This window comes from Bacteroidota bacterium, from assembly GCA_040388375.1.
GTDB lineage: Bacteria > Bacteroidota > Bacteroidia > UKL13-3 > UKL13-3 > JAAFJM01.
This window is the reverse complement of sequence record JAZKBU010000005.1, coordinates 461,167-483,657: the sequence shown is the minus strand read 5'-3', so window position 1 is coordinate 483,657 and position 22,491 is coordinate 461,167. Positions and strand designations below refer to the sequence as shown.

General features: G+C 37.4%; 15 protein-coding genes. 5 read left to right on the top strand and 10 right to left on the bottom strand.

Going from position 1 to position 22,491, the window contains the following annotated elements; all coding sequences use genetic code 11:
- Nucleotides 1-10 precede the first annotated feature (10 nt).
- Both V4538_09680 and V4538_09675 read right to left on the bottom strand, forming a co-directional pair.
- Nucleotides 11-895 (bottom strand): DUF3078 domain-containing protein, encoded by an 885-nt coding sequence (locus V4538_09680; GenBank protein ID MES2381302.1) that lies wholly within the window; start codon nucleotides 893-895, stop codon nucleotides 11-13.
- Nucleotides 896-913: 18 nt separating this feature from the next.
- Nucleotides 914-1,723, bottom strand: a complete 810-nt coding sequence (locus tag V4538_09675; GenBank protein ID MES2381301.1) for a class I SAM-dependent methyltransferase — start codon at nucleotides 1,721-1,723, stop codon at nucleotides 914-916.
- Between the two features lie 125 nt (nucleotides 1,724-1,848).
- On the opposite strand from V4538_09675, the gene V4538_09670 reads away from it, so the two are divergent.
- Nucleotides 1,849-7,434, top strand: coding sequence for an MG2 domain-containing protein (locus tag V4538_09670; protein ID MES2381300.1), 5,586 nt, complete (start codon nucleotides 1,849-1,851; stop codon nucleotides 7,432-7,434).
- A gap of 1 nt (nucleotide 7,435) precedes the next feature.
- The gene (locus V4538_09665; protein MES2381299.1) at nucleotides 7,436-8,521 is read left to right on the top strand and encodes a DNA alkylation repair protein; all 1,086 of its coding nucleotides are present in this window, start codon (nucleotides 7,436-7,438) and stop codon (nucleotides 8,519-8,521) included.
- Here V4538_09665 and V4538_09660 read toward each other — a convergent pair.
- Together V4538_09660 and V4538_09655 are read right to left on the bottom strand one after the other, a co-directional pair.
- Entirely contained in the window at nucleotides 8,518-10,038 is a 1,521-nt protein-coding gene (locus V4538_09660) for a hypothetical protein (protein MES2381298.1), read from the bottom strand. The genes V4538_09665 and V4538_09660 overlap by 4 nt on opposite strands.
- Nucleotides 10,039-10,087: 49 nt before the next feature.
- Nucleotides 10,088-11,383 (bottom strand): hypothetical protein, encoded by a 1,296-nt coding sequence (locus tag V4538_09655; protein ID MES2381297.1) that lies wholly within the window; start codon nucleotides 11,381-11,383, stop codon nucleotides 10,088-10,090.
- Between the two features lie 295 nt (nucleotides 11,384-11,678).
- Here V4538_09655 and V4538_09650 point away from each other — a divergent pair, with 295 nt between their 5' ends.
- The 3 genes from V4538_09650 (at nucleotide 11,679) to V4538_09640 (ending at nucleotide 15,841) form a co-directional block, all read left to right on the top strand.
- Nucleotides 11,679-13,571: a long-chain fatty acid--CoA ligase gene (locus V4538_09650; protein ID MES2381296.1), complete on the top strand. Its 1,893-nt coding sequence runs from the start codon at nucleotides 11,679-11,681 to the stop codon at nucleotides 13,569-13,571.
- 103 nt (nucleotides 13,572-13,674) lie between these two features.
- A complete protein-coding gene (locus V4538_09645; protein MES2381295.1) occupies nucleotides 13,675-14,466 on the top strand; it encodes a phosphosulfolactate synthase in 792 nt (263 codons plus the stop codon).
- A gap of 94 nt (nucleotides 14,467-14,560) precedes the next feature.
- Nucleotides 14,561-15,841, top strand: a complete 1,281-nt coding sequence (locus tag V4538_09640; protein ID MES2381294.1) for an aminotransferase class V-fold PLP-dependent enzyme — start codon at nucleotides 14,561-14,563, stop codon at nucleotides 15,839-15,841.
- Between the two features lie 53 nt (nucleotides 15,842-15,894).
- Here V4538_09640 and V4538_09635 read toward each other — a convergent pair whose 3' ends face one another.
- The 6 genes from V4538_09635 to V4538_09610 all read right to left on the bottom strand — a co-directional run bounded on the left by V4538_09635 (nucleotide 15,895) and on the right by V4538_09610 (nucleotide 22,383).
- Nucleotides 15,895-16,515 (bottom strand): hypothetical protein, encoded by a 621-nt coding sequence (locus V4538_09635; protein MES2381293.1) that lies wholly within the window; start codon nucleotides 16,513-16,515, stop codon nucleotides 15,895-15,897.
- 9 nt (nucleotides 16,516-16,524) lie between these two features.
- On the bottom strand, nucleotides 16,525-17,043 hold the full coding sequence (locus tag V4538_09630) for a DUF2480 family protein (protein ID MES2381292.1): 519 nt from the start codon (nucleotides 17,041-17,043) through the stop codon (nucleotides 16,525-16,527).
- Between the two features lie 5 nt (nucleotides 17,044-17,048).
- Nucleotides 17,049-17,429 carry a hypothetical protein gene (locus V4538_09625; GenBank protein ID MES2381291.1) on the bottom strand — a complete coding sequence of 127 codons (381 nt, stop codon included), beginning with the start codon at nucleotides 17,427-17,429 and terminating at the stop codon, nucleotides 17,049-17,051.
- An 8-nt stretch (nucleotides 17,430-17,437) separates the two neighbouring features.
- On the bottom strand, nucleotides 17,438-18,874 hold the full coding sequence (pyk, locus tag V4538_09620; GenBank protein MES2381290.1) for a pyruvate kinase: 1,437 nt from the start codon (nucleotides 18,872-18,874) through the stop codon (nucleotides 17,438-17,440).
- 30 nt (nucleotides 18,875-18,904) lie between these two features.
- Entirely contained in the window at nucleotides 18,905-19,324 is a 420-nt protein-coding gene (locus V4538_09615) for an IPExxxVDY family protein (protein ID MES2381289.1), read from the bottom strand.
- 392 nt (nucleotides 19,325-19,716) lie between these two features.
- A complete protein-coding gene (locus tag V4538_09610) occupies nucleotides 19,717-22,383 on the bottom strand; it encodes a DNA translocase FtsK (protein ID MES2381288.1) in 2,667 nt (888 codons plus the stop codon).
- Between the last annotated feature and the right edge of the window lie 108 nt (nucleotides 22,384-22,491).

Genomic DNA, 22,491 nt, shown 5'->3' with positions numbered 1-22,491 from the left:
GCGCTAAAAATTACTGTCTGGTCCAATTATACAAAATGCCTAATGAAAGCACTTGAGAACGTTGCCAATCTTTCGATTGAAAATAATCGTACAGTATAACGGCTTGTATATTGGTATTGATAAACCTGTTCACCTTCATGGTTAAATTTAAATCTAAACGCTGAACAACGGAACCTGCTTTATCATATTTTACATAATCCCAAAAAGTAGATGAGCGTAATTTTAAGTTTATATTTTTCAGTAAATCTTTGTCGAAATTTAAAACCGCTTGTAATACTGCCTGATTTCTCACTTTGTCACCTGCTTTATCTAATCCAAAAGCCTGGCGATCAGACAATGTTTCATTTAAAACAAATGTTTGGCGTAATGTACCCACACCTAAACGTGCCCAGAAATAGGTTACAGGTTTGTATTCCACACCTATTGATGAAGTAAGGTAAGCCGGTGCCATAAAGGTTGAAACCAATGAATCGCCACCATCACTTCTTTTACCATACAAAAAACCATCCTGAAACTGTGATTGAAAATTGGTGGAAACAAACAAATCCCAATACTTGGCTATTTTTCTACCTGCTTTCAAATCATAAAAAATTCTATCTGCGTTTTTAGTGGTGCTTTCGCCATTGTTTACAAAACCCAATTGTAATTGTAAATCGCTATTCATGTTCCATTTTAGTCCTTCATAAGTGCTTAAGGCATTTAAAAATCCTCCTATTGCCAATGAATTTACTCCCCCACCTTGCCAATTAGAAGAAAATGAAGATTGAGTTAAATTTAACCCTGTTTGTACATTGTGTTTCCACTTAATCGGACCTTGTACTTTTACAGAATCAGCATTTTGAGCCAATAAAAAGTTTGCTAAAAATAAGCAACAGGTAGTAAAGAAAACTTTCATAAGTAATAATATTAAAATTTAAAAAATACGTAATTTAAAATGTTGTTCTGTTTGTTCGGCTCTAAAAAAAACCAAACCTATAAAAAATAAATCTACTGTTTGTTTCACCTTTTCACTGGCTTTTATTTCTTCCCATGCCTTTGTCATTCCCTCACTCCAATATATATCGTCAAAAATAAAAACAGAATTATTGTTTGCCAATGGCAATGCTTTTTTAAAATATTCCATAGTAGCTTCATAGGTATGATTGCCATCTACAAAAAAAACATCTAACTCATTATACTGCTTTAAAACTTCATCTAGTTTTGTATTAAAATTACCTTCTATGGAATGAATGTAATTGTCTAGTTTAAGCTTTTTAAACTGTTCATTAGCGATTTGTTTTACATCAGCTACTCCTTCTAGCGTAGTAAATTTAACTACTGAGCTATTGTAATTTGCAGCCAATGCACTTGCTATATAACTGGTAGTAATACCAAGCGAAGTTCCTAACTCAACCACATTTTTATATTTATATTTTAAAACAATACGGTGAATAATAGCGGCAATTTTTGCTGGTTTTAAATGGGTTTTAGCTATTTGCTTCACTACTTTTTGTGTAGCATTGGAAAGCATATTACTACCAGCACCTAAATCGGTATAATTGATAATTTGATTGTTTGTCAAAAGGCTGTTTCTACATTTTTCAATAGCCACAAACTTAGCTTCATCCTTCTGACTACGAATAGCTGTTTGATACAAATCAAAAACAAAAGGTGAGTGCAAAACATCAATAAACGTTGACGTTAAATAATGATGAATTAATTTATTGATGTAGTAAAATTTCAATTTTCCTTTTATTTTTAACCAAAGGTAAAATTAACTTAAAAAATCATTCAAACATTCAATCAACATTACTAGTAAATCAACAAATTATAATTTTATTTTACATCAATAAATTTAATATTAAAAGTATGCAAAAAGTACTTTCAAACGCACCCAAGCTAGCCGTAGCTTTTTTAATTGCCTTATTCATAGGAATTATCTGGATTGTTAAAGCCAAACCTGAATCAAAACGAAAAAACACCAACCCCGCATTTGGCGCCTATATTTCAGCATTTAGCCCAAGTGTTATTATGCGTAACGATGCTTTTATTGTTAAGCTTAATAAACCTGTTACCGATAGCAGCATCATACAAAATGGAAGCGATTTATTTGACATCAGCCCATCAGTAAAAGGCACAGTTGTGTTAACCGATGCTTATACTATTGCATTTAAACCCGATAAAATATTACCAAGAAATACGGAGTTTACCGTAAAATTTAAATTAAGTACGGTTGTTAAAGAGATAGCCCCTGACTTGGCTGTTTTTGAGTTTTACACCCAAACCATTCAACAAGCTTTTGAAATTAAAAGTACCCATTTATTTGCTGCAGACCCCAATAATTACAAATATGTGAGCATACGAGGTACTGTTTATACAGCTGATTATGAAGAAGCTGCCTTAATGGAAGAAGTATTAAGCGCAGGTGTCAATCAAAGTGCCTATAAAATAAAATGGCAACACAAGGAAGATGGTGTAACACATGAGTTTTTTATAGATAGTTTAGAACGGTTAAACCAAGCTTACAGTGTGACTATTGGCTATAATGGCAAAGCAATTGAAGCAAAGCAAGAAGGTACGCTTAAAATTGGTATACCTGCTATTGGCGATTTTAAGGCCATCCAGGCTGATGCCGAAAACAAAGAAGAACAATACATTGGTCTGTTTTTTTCTGACCCTATTCAACCTAACCAAGATTTAGCAGGATTAATAACGGTAGACGATATAAGTGATTTACGCTTTACGGTATTTAGTAACCAAATCAGAATTTACTCTGATAGTAAATTTATAGGCATAAAAACGGTTAAAGTAAGTGAAGGTATTTTAAATACACTGGGTAATAAATTATTTATTGGTGCTACATTTAACGTGGTTTTCAACAATGAACTGCCATCTGTTTCCATAGTTGGTAATGGGGTGATAATGCCTGATGGCAACAAATGTTTATTCCCTTTTAAAGCTGTTAATTTAAGTGCTGTTGATGTAACCGTTATTAAAATTTTTGAACAAAACATACCTCAGTTTTTACAGGTAAATAATTTAGACGGAACCAATGAATTAAGACGTGTTGGCCAACCTATGTTGAAACGAAAAGTACTATTAGGTAAAAACAAATTAACAGACTTAAACCACTCCAACCAATTTGCTATTGACTTGGCGCAGGTAATGAAAACCGAGCCGGGTGCTATTTACCATATTGAGTTAAGCTTCAAAAAAGAGTATAGCTTATATAGCTGCGAAAAAGATACCAATCAGCTGGCTACAACATCATACAACCACAATGATGATTTGGAAACAATGGCAGAGTGGGATAATGATAACAATAACGAAGAGGAATACAGCGATTATTACTGGCCTGAAGATTACGACTGGCAGGAAAGAGACAATCCTTGCCACAACAGTTATTACAATAGCCAACGCTGGATAAAACGAAACCTGCTATCAAGTAATATTGGTTTAATTGCCAAACGAGGAAGCAATGGCATTATGTTTATTTCGGTAAACGATATTAAAACAACCCAACCCATTGGTGGCGCTAAATTAAGTATTTTAAACTACCAACAAATAGAGCTAACTAATGCAAAAACCGATGCACAAGGTTGGGCAACCGTTAAACTAAACCAAAAGCCTTATTTATTAATAGCCAATTATAACGGACAAAAAGCTTATTTACGATTGGATGAAAATACAGCCCTTAACTTAAGCCGTTTTGATATTGGTGGTAAACCTTTAATGAAAGGAATCAAGGGCTTTCTTTATGCAGAACGCGGTGTATGGCGTCCTGGAGATAGTATTTACTTTAATTTTATACTGAACGATAAAGGCAAAACCTTACCAAGCGATGTGCCCATTGTTTTTGAATTGTATAACCCACAGGGGCAAATTCACAGGCGTTTAATAAGCAACAACGGATTAAATGGATTTTACAATTTTACCACTACCACTGACGACAACGCGCCTACGGGAAATTGGTTAGCCAAAGTAAAAATTGGTAATGTATCGTTTGAAAAAAATGTACGTATTGAAACCGTTGTACCAAACAGACTTAAAATAAATTTAGCCTTTAACAACAAGTTTTTAAGTAAGGGGCAAAACCTGGGTGGTGTTTTAACAAGTACATGGTTACACGGTGCTATAGCTAGTAATTTCAAAGCAACTATTGATGCTACTTACAGCTTAAGCGATGCTCAATTTAAAGGTTATGAAAGTTATTCTTTTATTGACAATACCAGAAAACTACAAGCTGAAACAGAACGTATTTTTGACGGCACTTTAAACAGTGAAGGATTAGCCAATATAAACGGAACATTACAAGCAGGTGAAAATGCACCGGGTATTTTAAATGTTAATTTTTTAACCAAAGTATTTGAACCGGGCGGTGGCTTTAGTACTGACCGATTTAACGAAAACTATTATCCATACCAGGAATACGTAGGACTAAAAATGCCGGGCTTAGAAAATGAATACGACTACTATGAAACCAATAGTGATATACAAGTTGATTTAGCCTATTTAAGCAAAATGGGCATACCGGTAAGTGGTTCCAATAATGTAAATATAAAAATATATAAAATAGAATACAGATGGTGGTGGGACCAATCAGATGAAGACCTGAGCGATTATGCTACCAATGAGTATAACCAACTCATCAAAAATGATAACATCAGCATACAAAATGGAAAAGGTACTTACCGCTTTAAAGTAGATTATCCGCAATGGGGGCGTTATGTAATTATAGCAACCAATTTAAAAAACAACCAAAGTTGCAGTAAGGCTTTTTATTTAGACTGGCCAAACACATACAGTCGTTCCAACAGAGGCAATGCTTCAGAAGCAACTATGTTATCGTTTAGTACCAACAAAAACGATTATAAAGTAGGCGAAAATGTAGTAATTAATTTCCCATCAACTTCAGGTGGCAGGGCTTTAATAAGTGTGGAGAACGGAACCGAAGTAGTAAAAACATATTGGGCCAATTTAAAAAATGGAGAGACTGAATTTTCATTTAAGGCTACCAAAGAAATGCTACCTAATGCATTTGTACACATAAGCGTCTTACAACCGCATGAGCAGGTTAAAAACGATTTACCAATACGTTTATATGGTATTAAACCTATTAATGTAAGCGATGCGGAAACTGTTTTAAAACCCGTTATAAAAACACCTGATGTATTACGACCTGATGAGGTACAAAGTGTAGAGGTAAGCGAAGCCAATGGCAGGGCAATGACCTATACTTTAGCCATTGTTGATGAAGGTTTATTGGACTTAACCCGATTTAAAACACCTAGCCCACATGAAGTATTTTATGCACGTGAAGCATTGGGTGTACAAACCAACGATTTATACGATTTTATAATGAATGCTTACAACCTGCAAATGGATAAAGTATTAAGCATAGGTGGAGATGAGGGACTGAACAAAAAGAAAAAAGAAAACAAAGCCAACAGGTTTAAACCCGTAGTTAAGTTTTTAGGCCCTTACTTTTTACCAAAGGGAAAAAAGGAAAAAATTCAGTTTGTTTTACCTACCTATTACGGTTCAGTGAGAGTAATGGTTGTGGCAGGACAAGACGGTGCTTATGGCAATGCCGAAAAAGCAGTACCGGTACGCAAACCTTTAATGATGCTGGCTTCGTTACCACGAGTACTTGGTATCAATGAATTGGTAAAACTGCCCATCAGTGTTTTCTCAATGGAAGCAAAAATAAAAAAGGCAAACATTACCGTACAATGCAATAACCTGTTAAGCATGAATGGAGCAACTAACAAAACCATTTATTTTGCAAAACCCGGTGAAGAATTAATTGAGTTTGATATAGCCGTAAAAGGTGTTACAGGCATTGGCAGAATACAAATAAAGGCAAGCAATGGTTCACAATCTATTACCGAAGAAATTGAAATAGATATCAGAAACCCCAATCCAAACATAACACAAGTAACTGAAGCTTTTGTAGAACGCAATAAAACCTACACCGGCAGCATAAGCCCTATTGGAGCCATTAATATAAGCACGGGCAATATTGAAGTTTCAAGCATCCCTCCTATTAATTTAGGTAAGCGTTTAGATTACTTAATACAATACCCGCACGGATGCATTGAACAAACCACTTCATCCGTATTTCCTCAGTTGGTATTAAATAAAATAATTGAATTAAACGCTGTACAAACACATAACATTGAAACCAATGTTAAAAATGGCATTGACCGCATCAAATTATTTCAAACCAACGATGGGGGTTTTGCTTACTGGCCGGGACAAACTTATCCTGATGAATGGGGAAGCAATTATGCAGGCCATTTTTTAATTGAAGCACAACGCAATGGTTACGCAGTACCTGCCTCATTATTGAGTAACTGGCGACAGTTCCAGAAAAAACTGGCGCAAAACTACACCCAGACAGCACAGCAAAATGATATTATTCAATCGTACAGGCTATATACATTAGCATTGGCTGGAGCGGCCGAAATTGGAGCCATGAACAGACTAAAAGAAAGCAAAAGTTTAAACACCATCAGTAAATGGAGTTTAGCAGCCAGCTATGCTTTAATTGGGCAAAAGGAAACAGCTTTGCAAATCATAAACAACTTATCAATTAACGTAGCCAATTATAACGAAATGAGTTTTAGTTATGGAAGCGCACAGCGCGATGATGCCATTATACTACAAACATTAAATTTATTGGATAAGCGTACTTTGGCTATGCAAAAAGCCATTCAGATAAGCAAAAACCTGAGCAGCGATTATTGGCTGAGTACACAAACTACTGCTTATTGTTTAATAGCCATGGCTGATTACTGTAAGAAAAACAGTACAAGTAAAACTTTAAATTATGAAGTGAGTGTTGGTACCAATAAGCAAAGCATCAATTCAAAAACATTCATTAACCAAACGCCTGTAAACTTTACAAGCCGTAACCCGCAAAACATTACTTTAAAAAATACCTCAACCGATAATTTATTTGTAAGGATAATTAATAAAGGACAACCTTTAACCGATGTGACCACAGAAGCAGAAAGCAATATACAGTTGGGCATACAATACAAAGACTTAAAAGGTAACATTATTAACCCGACACAAATGGAACAAGGGACTGATTTTGTTTGCGAAGTAAAAGTAACAAACAATAGCAACTTAGGTCACTTTGAGCAAATGGCTTTGAGTAATATTTTTGCGAGTGGATGGCAAATACACAATACACGTTTGTTTGGCGAAAACCCGCTGTTTGCGTCAAGCAACAGCACTTATCAGGATATAAAAGATGACAGGGTTTACACTTATTTCAACATAAGAATGGGACAAACACTAACCTATTACATTATACTCAATGCAAGCTATTGCGGTCGTTTTTATTTACCTCCGGCCAAGTGTGAAGCCATGTATAACGGAAGTATATTTGCGCATAAAAAAGGTATTTGGGTAAATGTAGTAAACAGCAGTAAAATTAAATCATAACATGCCCGAACCTCTTAAAAACTTATATAGCAAAGCACTTATTAGTGAGTTAGCTGATAGCATACACGGTAACTATAAAGCATTTGATAAAAGCCATTTTATTAAAACCGTTTTTGATAAAGACTGGGATAATAAAGAACTGAAACAGCGCATGCGGCATATTACAAACAGCCTGCATAAAACCATGCCTGTAAGCTATACTGAACAAGTAGATATTTTGAAAAAGCTGGCTACACAGTTCACAGGATTCACCGCTATGGTTTTTCCTGATTTTGTAGAAGTGTATGGATTAAATGATTTAGATACATCTATCAATGCACTGGAACATTTTACCCAATACTCCAGCAGCGAGTTTGCTGTAAGGCCTTTTATTATTCAATACCCTAAAGAAATGCTCAAGCAACATGCGCTTTGGAGTAAACACAAAAACCACCATGTAAGGCGTTTGGCAAGCGAAGGAATCAGACCTCGTTTACCTTGGGCTATAGCTTTACCTGAGTTTAAAAAAGACCCTAAGCCAATCCTGCCCATTTTAAATAACTTAATGGCTGATGAATCGGAATATGTAAGGCGCAGTGTAGCTAATTGCATTAACGATATTTCAAAAGACCATCCGCATATAGTATTACAAATAATCAACCAATGGCAAAAGAAATCGGCTGAAACAGATTGGATTTTAAAACATGCCAGTCGGGGTTTGCTCAAAAAAGGACATGCTGAAATACTCAACTCATTTGGTTTAAACCATCAGGTAAAAACCAAGCTCACACATTTCAGTATTGATAAGCAAACGGTGGCTATTGGCGGTTCCATACATTTTAACTTTGGTGTACAGTTATTAGAAAAACAAGAAGCAAAGGTTAGGTTGGAATACAATATTTATTACCACAAAGCCAATGGCAAACAATTGCCTAAAATATTTCAGATAGGCACTTATACATTACAACCCAATCAGGTTTTCGAAGTGAAGAAGAAACATGCGTTTATTAATTTAACCACGCGTAAACACTACAAAGGCCAACATACAATAAGTATATTGGCCAATGGCAATGAATTAGATAAAATTAATTTTAACCTGAATGATTAAAAGCGGAAACCTGCTGTAACCATAAAGTTCATATAAGTAAATGCTGTTTCGGCACTGTAATTTACCTGTCCCACTTCTTTTAAAGTATATGGCGTTTGGTAGTTTTTACCCCATGTATAAACCATCGCTCCGTCTATATAAAAATCAGAACCAAACCTGTCAACCGAAGGGAAAATAAATCCTAAACCTCCTGTAACACTTTGGGTGGCATTGTTAATAGAAATACCGTTTGAAGTGGAGCTCAAAGGACTGCCATAGTTAGCATATCCTGCTCTAAAGCGTGTATCCTTATACTTTAGCTCCGCACCAATTCTTACATTATTAGCCACTGTATACTTGGTTTTAATTTGTTGGTTGGCATTGTAAAACTCTTCCGTACCTGATGTTAAGCGGGCTGTTGTATAATCCACCCTATCCCAGTCAACCGATATAAAACCCAACTTAGGATGCATAATAGCACCACTTAAAGTAAGCTTTGCCGGTGTTACCACATCATACTCAAAAAAGTCAGTTCTGGTATTGGCATTGAAAAAATAGTTTTGATTGTTTACGGTAGAGCTTAATCCGTAATTATACTCATCTTTTAAATTAAGTCTTACTGCAGTAGTATAGCTGGCTCCTATTCTAAAATAGTCGCTTGGTTTTATAATAATACCAAACCTACCGCCAATACCTGTTCCTTGTGTTTTTACATTGCTGGTAAAAGCGCTCAATCGGTATTTGTTACTGTCAGTACTTGTTATGAGTACATTTTCTTTAAAAACATTATTCGATTCGTAATTTACATTTTGAAACAACAACGAAGCACCAAAGTATACCACATCAGCCACGTTAATACCTGCTGAAAAATTCCACTCATTAATGCGTCCGCTTAGCTTATTAATATTGCTTTGTTGTATAGAGAAAGCCGTATCGTTTTTACTTCTGAAAGTAGAGCCATATCTTCCATTACCTATACTATCAATCATATAAGTATTCCAGGCCATTCCCGCTATATCATTTGTATAAGAAGTTGATGGGGCAAAATACCTGCCATTAGCCTTCTCAGCAAAATAATCGGCAATACTTGTTTTGGTATTTACACCTGTATAATAATTGTTTTGTTGAAAATCGTTCAGGCGGTTCATACCAATACCAAACGAATAACTAACCAAACCTTCTGTTTCATCGCCATTAAAACCCTGTTGCAGTTTGTTAAACACAAACCCAAACTGCGGTATGTTTAAATTGGTTTTTGATTCAGATGCGCTTGTACCAATGTATTTGGAGTCGGTTAAATAAGCCGTTACACCAAAGCTGCCACTAAACTCACTGCGCCTGTATAAACCAATACCTGCCGGGTTAATGGCTACAGCACTTAAGTCGGCACCTAATGCGCCAAAAGCACCTCCGGCACCTTGTACCCTGGCCGAACCAAACAAACTACTTTGCGAATACCTGAGCGCATCCTGTTCATTTTGGGCGCGAGCATTTACCAGTAGCATAACGCTTAACGTTGCTAAAACTATTTTTTTCATACTAAAATGTTGTTATTAAATATAATGACTATAACTAATCTGATACTATCTATCTTGGACGTGACATACCGGGGCTTGCTGATCCACCTCCGCCACTTCCTCCTCTGGGAGCAGAATTAGACGGTGCTGATGGTTGTGAGTTGGATGATGAACGACTTGGCTCTACAAAACGAGGTTGATAATTTTGATTATTGTTGTTTTGTTGATAGTTATCGGTTGTTCTTGGAACATTGCTATTGTTATTTACATTAGGATTATTAGGTTGAGGCTGATTGTTATTATTGCCTGCATTATTATCAAAATACTGCGGATTGTTCTGCCTGTATTCATTTTGACTTCTGTTATTCTCTAACGAAGTGCTGTTACTTGGATAAGCCTGGTTAGACTGCGTAGTGCGCGGAGCAATATACTGTACACCGTTTGGTGTATTAATTAAAGTTCCGCCACTGTTAGTAGCTGCCGGGGTTTGTTGATTAGCACCAGGTGTTACCGTTGTTCCGTTATTATTAGTAACATGTTGCGGATTTGGATTGGGGTTATCAATAGTACCGCCATTGGTAGCAGGCAAATTGGAGCCTATTACATCGCGCGGACGAGATTGTGGTGGATTTGGATTGTTTTCGGTTGGTGTTGAGGGATAATAAGGATAATACGGTTGGTAATAATTATTGCCGTAACCATAATAGTTATTCCATGGATTATAAAACGAATTACAACCTGAATAAAAAGGTTGGTTCCAACCAAAGCCTATTCCACTGTTCCATCCGTTCCAGCTATTCCATCCAAAATTTATAGAGGGGCCAAAGTTGTTCCAGTTGTTATATCCCCAACCGTTGTTCCAGTTATTGTAACCATAATTGTTGTAACCGTAATTTCCGTAGTAAGAATTATTATAACCCCAGCCACTATTCCAACCATTGTTGTAATATCTTCTGTTGTTTATTCTAGCCATTCTTCTGGCTTGTCTGCGTTCTGCTTTTATACGTTTGTATTCATCGCTTAAGCTAAACGGAGGCATTGAGTAAGCCTGGTAGTAACCTGAAAGTTCTGGGTGTAAACGATACATCGAATCTTGGTGGGCTTTGTAAGCAGGATATGCCATAGCCGCATTCGGATTAGGTGTAACATTGTTATTATAACCCGAAGGTTTAGTCGGATCTATTTGCGAAGGATTCTCGCGTTTAATTTTTTCCAAATCAACAGTCGGAACCATCTTCACTTTTTTAGTTGATGTTGATTTACCGTAATACAAATCATCATCAGCCGAATCCGGTTGGTTAAGAACAGCACACGAAGTAAATAGTATACTGGTGGCTAATACTGCAAAAACTGTTTTAACTGACATAATATTATTTATCAAATTGTTATACAAAATAAAATTAAAATACACTACAAAACCATACCACTAAAATAAAACCTATCAATATTATATAAATATTACAGAGTGATATGACTTACCCCAAATTTGCAAATACCTTGCCAAAAGCTAAACCGGATTTAATTTATTTTAAAAAATTGCTAAACCACCTTATTTTCCTAGTAATTTTCAAAAATATTATTCGCTGTGTTTTGCAATTTGTGCAATTGTGCTTTCAAAAAAATGGCTTTTATTCGCAGTAATAAATATTTAATCCTATAAAATGTTCGAAATAATTTCAGATAAGTACAAAAACTTTAAATCGCTTCATTATTTTTTACGCCACACGGCTAATCATATTAATAAACCGGGCGACACTTATTTACAAGTAAAGAAAAAAGACAGGTATGAAGATATAACCTATGCCCAAGTTTTTGAACAGTTAAACGCTATATCAGCTTACTTATATAATATTGGTTTACGCAAAGGCGATAAAGCAGCCCTTTTAATTGAAAATTGTCCTGAATACATTTGTTTTGATCAAGGTTTAATGCAATTAGGCATTATCAATGTTTCTATTTATCCTACTTCATCCGAAGCCGATATTGAATACATTATAAACGACTCCCAATCCAAAGTAATTTTTGTGGGTACTCCTTTTTTATTGAAACGACTTAAAAAAGTAAAAGACAACTGCCCAAGTTTACAAACCATTATAACTGCCTTTGATACCGAAGGCGATAATATTATTTCATACCACAATGTAATGGAACAAGGCAGGTTGCTTTACAACAGCAATCAAAATCTGATTGAAGAGGAACTGGAAAAAGTAACTTACGATGATTTATCGTGTTTGTTATACACTTCAGGGACCACAGGAAAACCGAAAGGCGCTATGCTTACCCATAATAACTTTATGAGTAATATAGTAATGGCCGATTTCCTTTTGCCTATTGTTACCAAAGAGTTTACTTTCCTTTCTTTTTTACCTCTTTGCCATGTATATGAGCGCACCTGTACTTACTATTTTAGTACCTACAAAGGTTTTAAAGTAGCGTTTGCCCAAAGTTTAGAAGCCCTTACTACCAATATACAGGAAGTACAACCACGTGCTATATTAACCGTTCCGCGTTTATTGGAGCGTATAGAAGAGCGTGTACGTAAAAGCGCTACTTCATCAGGTGGCTTTAAGCTAAAAATATTTAACTGGGCTTTAGCTGCCGGGGAAAAACGCAGAATAAACAAAGAGCAAGGTAAAGGCAATGGTTTGTTTTTAAACCTCCAACTGGCCCTAGCGGAGAAATTGGTTTACTCCAAAATAAAAGCACGCTTAGGTGGTAAAATGAATGTAATGGTAAGCGGTGGTGGGGCTTTACCGCAACACGTGGGTGAGTTTTTTGCCAACTTAAATATATTGGTTATCGAGGGTTATGGCTTAACAGAAACATCGCCATTTGTGTGTGCCAACGAAATTGACAGGCAAATATGGGGAACCGTGGGCCGTATAGGACAAGGCAATGAAGTAGCCATTCAACATGTAGATACCAAAGAAATAATTACCATACAAAACTACGAATCGTATAAACCTGATTTCGAATCGGCAGAAGGAGAAATACTGGTACGCGGATTAAACGTAATGAAAGGTTACTGGAACTTACCCGAAGAAACAGCCAAAGCCATTGATGCAGACGGTTGGTTACATACGGGCGATGTAGGTAAATTTGAAAAAGGTTATTTAAAAATAACCGACAGGATAAAAAACATTATTGTAAACTCGTTTGGTAAAAACGTGTACCCAACACCTATTGAAAACACCTATTTAAAATCGAGCAAGATTGAGCAAATATTTTTAATTGGCGACAGGCAGGAATATTTAACGGCACTTATTGTACCAAGCAAAGAAGAGCTGAAAGAAAAATGGGGCTTAAAGGAAGACTTTTTTAAAATAGAAGACGAATTCATTCGCGATAAAGAAATTATAGACTGGATAGATGAGGACATGAAACATTTAGAAGGTACATTGGGTAAATTTGAACGCGTAAAACATTATTCATTAAAACGCAGGCCATTTACTATGGAAGACGGTGAAATGACCCCAACCCAAAAAATTAAACGTAAAATAGTGGAAACCAAATACGCCAACGAAATAAAATCAATTTATATAAGCGTAAGTTAAATATCAGCAAACAAGCTAAGCAATATTAGGTTGACAGCTATATAGGTAATGCTATATTTGAATTTTAAACAGCATATAAAAACACGCAATCATAACCATAGCAATGAAAAATTTTAAATTAAAAATGATGCCTGAGCGTACCGTAAAACCTCGCCAAAGTGGAATAAACATGGTGATGGATAAAGGACTTAGTTTTCGCGAAGCAGAAGATTTATTATCAGTATCGGGCGATTATATAGATATTATTAAGCTAGGATTTGGCACGGCAGTAGTAACACCCAACCTGCTTGAAAAAATTAAGCTTTACCAAAACAACAATGTAATAGTTTATTTTGGAGGTACTTTGTTTGAAGCTTTTTTAGTGAGAAACCAATTTGACGATTATTTAAAAGCATTAGATAAATTCCAATTAACACATGCCGAAATATCGGACGGAACGCTTGAGTTACCACACGATATTAAATTGGATTATATACAAAAGCTAAGCAAATACGTAACCGTATTAAGCGAAGTAGGAAGTAAAGATGTAGAAAAAATTATTCCTCCTTACCAATGGATAGAGCTGATGCAAACCGAAATTGAAGCCGGAGCATGGAAGGTTATAGCCGAAGCACGCGAGGCTGGTAACGTAGGTGTATACAGAAGCAGTGGCGAGGTAAGAGAAGGATTGGTGCAAGAAATATTAACCAAAATTCCGCACGAAAAAATTATTTGGGAAGCACCACAAAAAGCACAACAAACTTATTTTATAAAACTGGTAGGCGCCAATGTAAACCTGGGCAATATTGCACCTAACGATGTAATACCTAGCGAAACATTGCGCTTAGGATTGCGTAGCGATACCTTTAATTTCTTTTTAGGAAAAGGTACCAAGTACACCACCAAAAAGAAATAGATAGCCTATTTGGGTAGAGACGTTGCATGCAACGTCTTTACATGCGTCTTATAAACACTCCATTTATTTATAGCATTTAAACAATACATGATGTATGAAAACAAGTAGAAAGAACTTTATTAAAACAACAGCCACAGCTCTTTTTGCCGGCATACATGTAAACGGTTTAAATGCTATAAACAGTAACGCTTCTATTTACAAAGCCAATACCACCGTTGCCCATAACGATGAAGACTATTGGCAAACCGTAAGGCAATTGTTTCCTTTAACCAAAGATTTTATATACTTAAATAACGGCACCATGGGCCCTTCGCCCTACCCTGTTATTGAAGCAGTAAAAAAGGGAATGATGGACATGGACCAACAAGGCAACTACGGTGGTTGGGAACAAACCTGCGCTAAGCTGGCCACTTTTGTGGGAGCTAACGAAAATGAAATAGCCCTTACGCATAATGTAACCGATGGCATTAATATTTCGTGCTGGGGTTTGCCTTTGCAAAAAGGCGATGAAGTAATAATGAATACCCACGAACATGTGGGCAATGCTTTTCCCTGGCTTAACAGGCGTAAGCTGCATGGCATAGTTATAAAAACATTTACGCCTGCTGCTACCGCTGCCGAAACACTGCAACGCATTGAAGCATTAATTACCAAAAAAACCAAAGTAATTGCCGTACCACATATTCCATGTACACAAGGACAAATATTACCTGTAGAAGCTATTTGTAAGTTAGCTAAAGAACGTGGTATTTTTTCATTTATTGATGGTGCGCATGGCCCCGGTATGCTAACGCTTAACCTGCACGAAATGGGTTGCGATATGTATGCAAGCTGTTGCCACAAATGGATGTTAGGGCCAAAAGGAACCGGGTTTTTATATGTGCGTAAAGATTTCCAAAACACCTTACAAACCTATTTTGTAGGCGGAGGCAGCGATAATGCCAAATGGAACATGATGGCTAACCCTCCTGAAATGGGCACCTATGCCGATTCAGCACACCGTTATTTTGGTGGCACACAATCGTTGGGTTTATACCGTGGTGTTGATGCTGCCATTGACTTTATCAATACCATCGGGCAACAAAACATACACGAACGCATTAAATATTTAGGTAACTATACACAAGAGAAACTGCTTGCATTAGGCGATAAAATTGAGCTACTCACACCCACCGAAGCCATATCAAGATGCGCGGTAAATGGCTTTAGAATTAAGGGGGTAGATTACGCTAAGTTTTACCAAACTGCAGTTGAAAATAAAATACGCATCAGGATGGTACCCGAAAATGGATTGAACTCTCTACGTGTTTCAACCCACATTTATAACAATACGGGGGAAGTAGATAAACTGATAAAATTAATTGCGGATTCTTGATTTGTGATTTATGATGGTTGCCATATCATAAATCCTATATCCGAAATCAAAAATCAACTCTCGTATAAACCCAACGCATCCAACACCAAATTGAGTTCCTCAAAATCCTTCATGCCGGTTTTTTCTTCATCGCCACCGGTTATGTTTAAGGCGTAAGGATGGTAAGTGTTTACGATGTGTGGTATGTTTTCAGAGCTGGTGTTTAAGCCCCATATAATTTTATAGGTAGCACACAGGTTTTTAAGCCATGCTTCATCCAGATTGGTAGTGTGTTGGCTGTTGTATAAATGAAAAGCATCCACCTTTTCGGCATAAGCGCTTAATTGTTTTTCGATGGCTTCCGTGCTCCAGGCATCAATGTCTATTTTCTTAATAATAGGTTTATCAATACCGCTAATATCTGTAGGTAATAAATCGTTGTTTAATTCAACTATATCTATATTTAGCATATCAACTATATCAGTAATCTCACGCAGACTTTGCTGACCAAATTCAGCTACTATAAAGCAGCCTGTTGTCCACTCTATAATTTGTTGTGCCCTTACGGGCGGAATATAATTCACATTGGTATTATCAAAACAAAAACCCATATAGTCAATGCCCGCTGCGGCTGCAAAACGCGCATCGCTTAAGTTATTAATATTACCTAGTTTAATCTTTACTTTATTATCCATTCAAATCTCTTATCGTTTTTTATAAATAGGCACATTGCTGCAAGCCTCGCCATACATTAAACTTTTTACTACAGGTAATAGTTTATTGGTCATAGCCACATAAGCCGTAACAGGTAATTCATCCTGACTACATCCTTTAATAATAATGCGTTTATCTATGTATTCGTTTATATCTAATTGTTCAATAGCATCTATATACAATTGTGTTTCCAGCTCCGCTAAAGTGCCAAATACATATTTATGCGCATAGGGTTGTACAGCACTTGCCAGTAACATATATGCCCAGGTAGGCACCAGCGCATCCGTACTGCAATAAAAAGCAATATTCTGGTTTTCGTATTGTGTCCAGTTGTGGTTTTTAACAAACTCTCTAAAGTCTTTTTCCTTTAATATCAGTTCCCTGAACAACCAGTCCTTTATATCGAAAGCCACCCGCTTACCATTATGGCGCAGGGTTTCCAAATCAATGGTAATTAAACCACTGTTGGCTATTTTATTTTCTATTGGTATCAGTTCGTTTGTTTCCATATCGCTTATCGTACAATCATGGTACGGGTTATGGTTTTTTGCCCCATTACCTGCACTACATTGGTATCGCTTTTGGTACCGCTTTGCGCCCTTAAATAATAGTTGCCTTGCAGTACATAACCAAAGTCGGCATTACCACCCGCACTCACTACCGTATTTAAATAAAAGTTACGTTTTAAATCTTCGTAAGTAGGATATAAAAATACCGATGCACCATTGATAACATTATTGTTATTGGCACCATCTAACACCACTACTTTTAAACGGCCGCTGTACTCCGAGCTATCGCTGGTTATAATGGTCTGCGATGGCTGGCTGTTGTTATCTGACTTGGAACAGGCATATAACATGCTGACTACGCCTATTAATAAAAAATATTTTCTCATACTTACCCTTATTTTATTTCTGATACTTTAATGGTATTTACCCTGTTGCGTTCAATAATAGGCATGCTGGCTGTATTAATAACCAACTGTCCTGATTTTACAAATCCACCTTTTAATAAACTGTTATTTACATCCTGCATCGAGTCGTCAGTACTTTCAAACTCGCGGTATAAAAAGCCTCTAACACCCCAAACCAAACTCAACGTATTTACCAAACGCGGATTGGTGGTAAAAATAAATATACTGGCTTTCGGGCGGAACGATGAAATTTTATACGCAGAGTAACCAGAAAAAGTCATGCCAACTATGGCATCGGCTTTTAAATGGTCGCTTACCCTTACGGCTGTAAAGCATATTTCGTCCGATAAAAAGGTTTCACTATCAGCCGAAGGGCGTTGGCCTTTAAAGTAAGGCGCATTGGTGCCTGTTTCTACCTCCATAATGGTTCTGCGCATATAGCTGATGGCGTTAACGGGGTAAGCACCTACCGAAGTTTCAGCACTTAGCATTACCGCATCAGAACCATCCATTACCGCATTGGCTATATCGTTTAACTCCGCACGGGTAGGCACAGGGCTTACTATCATGCTTTCCATCATTTGCGTAGCTATAATTACAGGCTTGCTGGCTTCAATACATTTTTTAACAATGCGTTTTTGAATAACGGGCACCTGCTCCATAGGCATTTCCACACCTAAGTCGCCACGAGCCACCATAATTCCATCCGATGCAGCAATTATTTTATCAATATTTTCAACCGCTTCGGGCTTTTCTATTTTTGAAATAATACGCGGTTTCCAATCGTTTTGATCAATAATATTTCTGATAAAAACTACATCGTGCTCACTGCGCACAAACGATAAAGCTACCCACTCAACTTTGTTTTCTATACCAAACTTCAAATCATCCAAATCTTTCTGCGTCATGCTCGGTATGCTCATTTTGGTATCAGGTAAATTGAATCCTTTTTTATTGGAAAGCACGCCACCAAATATAACCAGGGCTTTTACCAGGTCTTTTTTATTGGTTTCAATTACTTTTAATTCCAGCTTGCCATCGTCTAATAATATACGCTCTCCTATATTTACATCCTTAGGCAGGTTTTCAAAATTGATATAAATACGTTTACTCGTTCCAATACATTTTTCAGTAGTTACTTCTATAATTTCGCCCTGTATCAACTCTACTTTACCGTTCTCCATTTCGCCCACACGCAGCTTAGGCCCTTGCAAATCTAACAGCATACATACATTGGTGCTTAGCTCTTCGTTGGCTTGTCTTATATTGTCAACTACCTTTTGGTGGTCTTCGTAAGTACCATGCGAAAAGTTTAACCTGCATACATCTACTCCTTCGTTTATAATGGCTTTTAAATTATCTAAACTACTGGTTGCCGGCCCTATGGTGGCAACTATTTTAGTACGGTTAAAAAGTGCTTTTGTCATGTATCTGTATCTATTTTTAAAATCTATTTATTATAAAATTAAGTTTGGTTTTTGCTTTAACCTGCTTTGGTCAACCTGCATGGTTAGTTGTATTTCGTTAATTTGTTTAAGCTGTGCTAAAAATGGCTTTTCGCTAAAAAAGGATAAGCCGCCTTCTACTAAAATAAAGTATTGCATAGCCCTAAGCTCGGTAAACAATATTTTGGCTTCGCTATAGTTAGCAAACAAAGTATAGGTTAAATGGTTCAGCTCATCGTTGTAAATAAATTTGCTGAAATAATAATTGGCTCTTTCTGATTCGTTGTACCATTCAATACTCTCCACACGTTCAAAATTAAACTGGAATTGCGCATTTAAAAGCCATGCTAAGCGGGTAATTTTTTCAGTGCTTAATAAAGCATAAAACAGGCTGTCTTCTTCTGTTTCTATTTGGAGTGTGTATTTTTTCACAGCGTTAAAAAATCGCGCTAAGATACAAATTGTAAATGACTAAAATGTTAAATAAAATCATTACTCCCCACAGTGGTTTCGGCTACGCTCAACCACCACTTCCTTCGGAGGTTGAGCGACTATTATTTTAACGGAGGTTGAGCGAAGCCGAAACCTCGTTTCGGCTTCACTCAACGACCTCAAACGCCAATTTGCAAGTACTATTAAATAACTAAATGTTAAATTAAATGATTACTCCCCAACAGTGGTTTCGGCTACGCTCAACCACCACTTCGTAGAGACGTTGCATGCAACGTCTTTACATGTTGCTCACGCACGTAGGTCGAGCGGAGCCCACGGAGGTTGAGCGAAGCCGAAACCTCGTTTTCGGCTCCGCTCAAACGTCAGTTACGCTACAAATTCTTCAACCTATCTTCCAGCTCTATAATATCCGATACCAACACTTCGCGGGCTTTACTGCCTTTAAACGGACCTACTATACCCGCTTTTTCCAATTGGTCAATTAAGCGGCCTGCTCGGTTATAGCCTAAGTTTAGCTTACGCTGCAATAACGAGGTAGAACCCTGCTGGCTCGATACTATTAAATGGGCGGCTTCATCAAACAGTTCATCTTTATCGCGGCTGTTAAATCCTTCGCCACTGTTTATGCCATCATCACCTTCCACTTGTACCAGTGGCAATAAATATGGCTCGTTGCCATTCTGGTTGCCTATAAACTCTACTATACGTTCTACTTCCGGTGTATCAACAAAAGCGCATTGCAAACGCACCAAATCGTTTCCATTGCTAAACAACATATCTCCTTTTCCTATCAATTGGTCAGCTCCGTTGGCATCTAAAATGGTACGCGAATCTATTTTTTGCGAAACCCGGAAAGCCACACGGGCCGGGAAATTGGCTTTAATAGTACCCGTAATAATATTAACCGAAGGGCGTTGCGTAGCCAAAATTAAATGGATACCAATGGCACGGGCTAACTGGGCCAAACGTGCTATAGGCAATTCAACTTCCTTACCTGCCGTCATCATCAAATCAGCCAGCTCATCAATCACCACCACTATATAAGGTAGGAAACGGTGCTGCATTTTATCAGTAGGTACCAAACGCCTGCTTAAAAACTTGGCGTTGTATTCTTTTAAATTCCTTACCTGTGCATCCTTTAACAAATCGTAGCGGTCGTCCATTTCTTTACATAACGAGCTAAGGGTAGTAACCACCAGCTTGGTATCGGTTATAATGGCTTCGGCATCGCCAGGTATTTTAGCCAGGAAATGGCGTTCTATCAGTTTGTATATATTTAACTCTACCTTTTTCGGATCGACCAATACGAACTTAATTTGCGATGGATGCTTTTTGTACAGCAACGAAACCAGTATGGCATTCAATCCAACCGATTTACCTTGCCCTGTAGCACCCGCCATTAACAAATGGGGCATCTTGGCCAAATCAGCCACAAACACCTCGTTGGAAATGGTTTTACCAAAGGCTATAGGCAAATCCATATCCGAATTGATAAATTTGGATGAGCTGATTAAGCTGCGCATAGGCACCATAGCAGGGTTTGAGTTAGGCACTTCTATACCAATGGTTCCTTTACCCGGAATAGGCGCAATAATACGTATACCCAAAGCGGCTAAGCTCAAAGCAATATCGTCTTCCAGGTTTTTTATTTTAGCTATACGCACCCCGTCCTGCGGAATAATTTCATACAAGGTAACGGTTGGCCCAACGGTAGCCGAAATCTTTTTAATACCTATATTGTAATTACGCAAGGTTTCTTCAATCATGCGTGTTTTTTCGTTCAGCTCATTGGTATCCATTTTCGACTTGCTGTCACCGTAATCGGTTAGCAGCTCAATGGTCGGGAACTTGTAATTGCTGTATTCCAAAGTAGGGTCGTACGCTTCGTCTATACCATAATGAGCTTTGCGGGCTGGCTCGGCTGGCTCTTCTTCTTCGTTAGCCAAGGCATCATTTACCTCCAGCACCAAACCGCTATCGGTTTTAAAAACAGCCGCATCGGGTGCATGATTGGTATCGCGTGTTAGGGGTAATTCTATAGGAACTGTTGCTGCTATCTCTTCGGCTAATTCAGTAATGGGTAATTCATCCAAAGCATCTTCTTCCGTATCCAGCTCCTCTAGCGGTAAACCATCGGCAAAAGTTATTTGCGGATTTTGGGTATCTTCGGGAAACTCCGCTTCTTCTTCGGTTATTTCTGCTGTATTTTCTATGGGTTTTTCTACCAATACAAAATCATCGGCATCTAAAGGAGGCAAGGCTTCTTCTTCGGCTGCAGCCAACTCACCTTCTACTACATTGCTGCCTGTATTTGCAGCATCTTTTACTTCACTTCCCCCCCCTACGCTCGATTCAAAAAACTGCTCTTTGCCTATTTTAAAACCGGGCTTGTAAAACTCAATATTGAATATGGCCACGGTAAATACGAGTACGTAGCTGAGCAAAAACAAGCTGGTACCTATATTACCCAATATACCTTGCAGGTACTGGGCTCCAAAATGCCCGAATACTCCTCCCAATATCTGGTAGCTGTGGTTAAACACAAAACCCAAGAACAGGGAAATAAATATAACGGTAAAGAACGAATAGCGCAGGGTTTTAAAAATAGGAATAGGCTGTAGTTTGGTAAGCAGAAAAATACCCACGGCCATAAATATTAAGCAGAAAGCAAAGGAAGCAACGCCAAAACCTTTGTAAAAAAATACAAAACCTAACCAGGCACCTAACTTACCCAAAGCGTTTTGGGCACTCAGTTCATTGTCTAGCTGGAACAAGCCAAAGCTCATATCCTTCACCAAACTTTGGTCGGCTTGCCAGGTAAGTAAAAATGAAAAGCCCGCTATGGCTAAAAACACCGCAAACAACAGCAAGCCTATGCCCAACGATTTGATGAAACGTTCGTCTGCTAAAAACTTAAATGGTTTAAAGCTTCCCTTAGCTCCTTTCTTAGGTGCCTCTTTGGGTGCTTCCACCTCGGGCTCTGTAAAGTCTTTTACATCGCCAAACAATACTTTATTTTCTTTTGTGCCTTTTGCCATTTTAACTGAGCGAATGTACAATTAAAGACAGCGTTTATTGGGTAGGGTTTTTAACACTGAAATGTGTTTTGTTTAGTAAAAAAAGCAGGTAACGGATTAACGCTCATA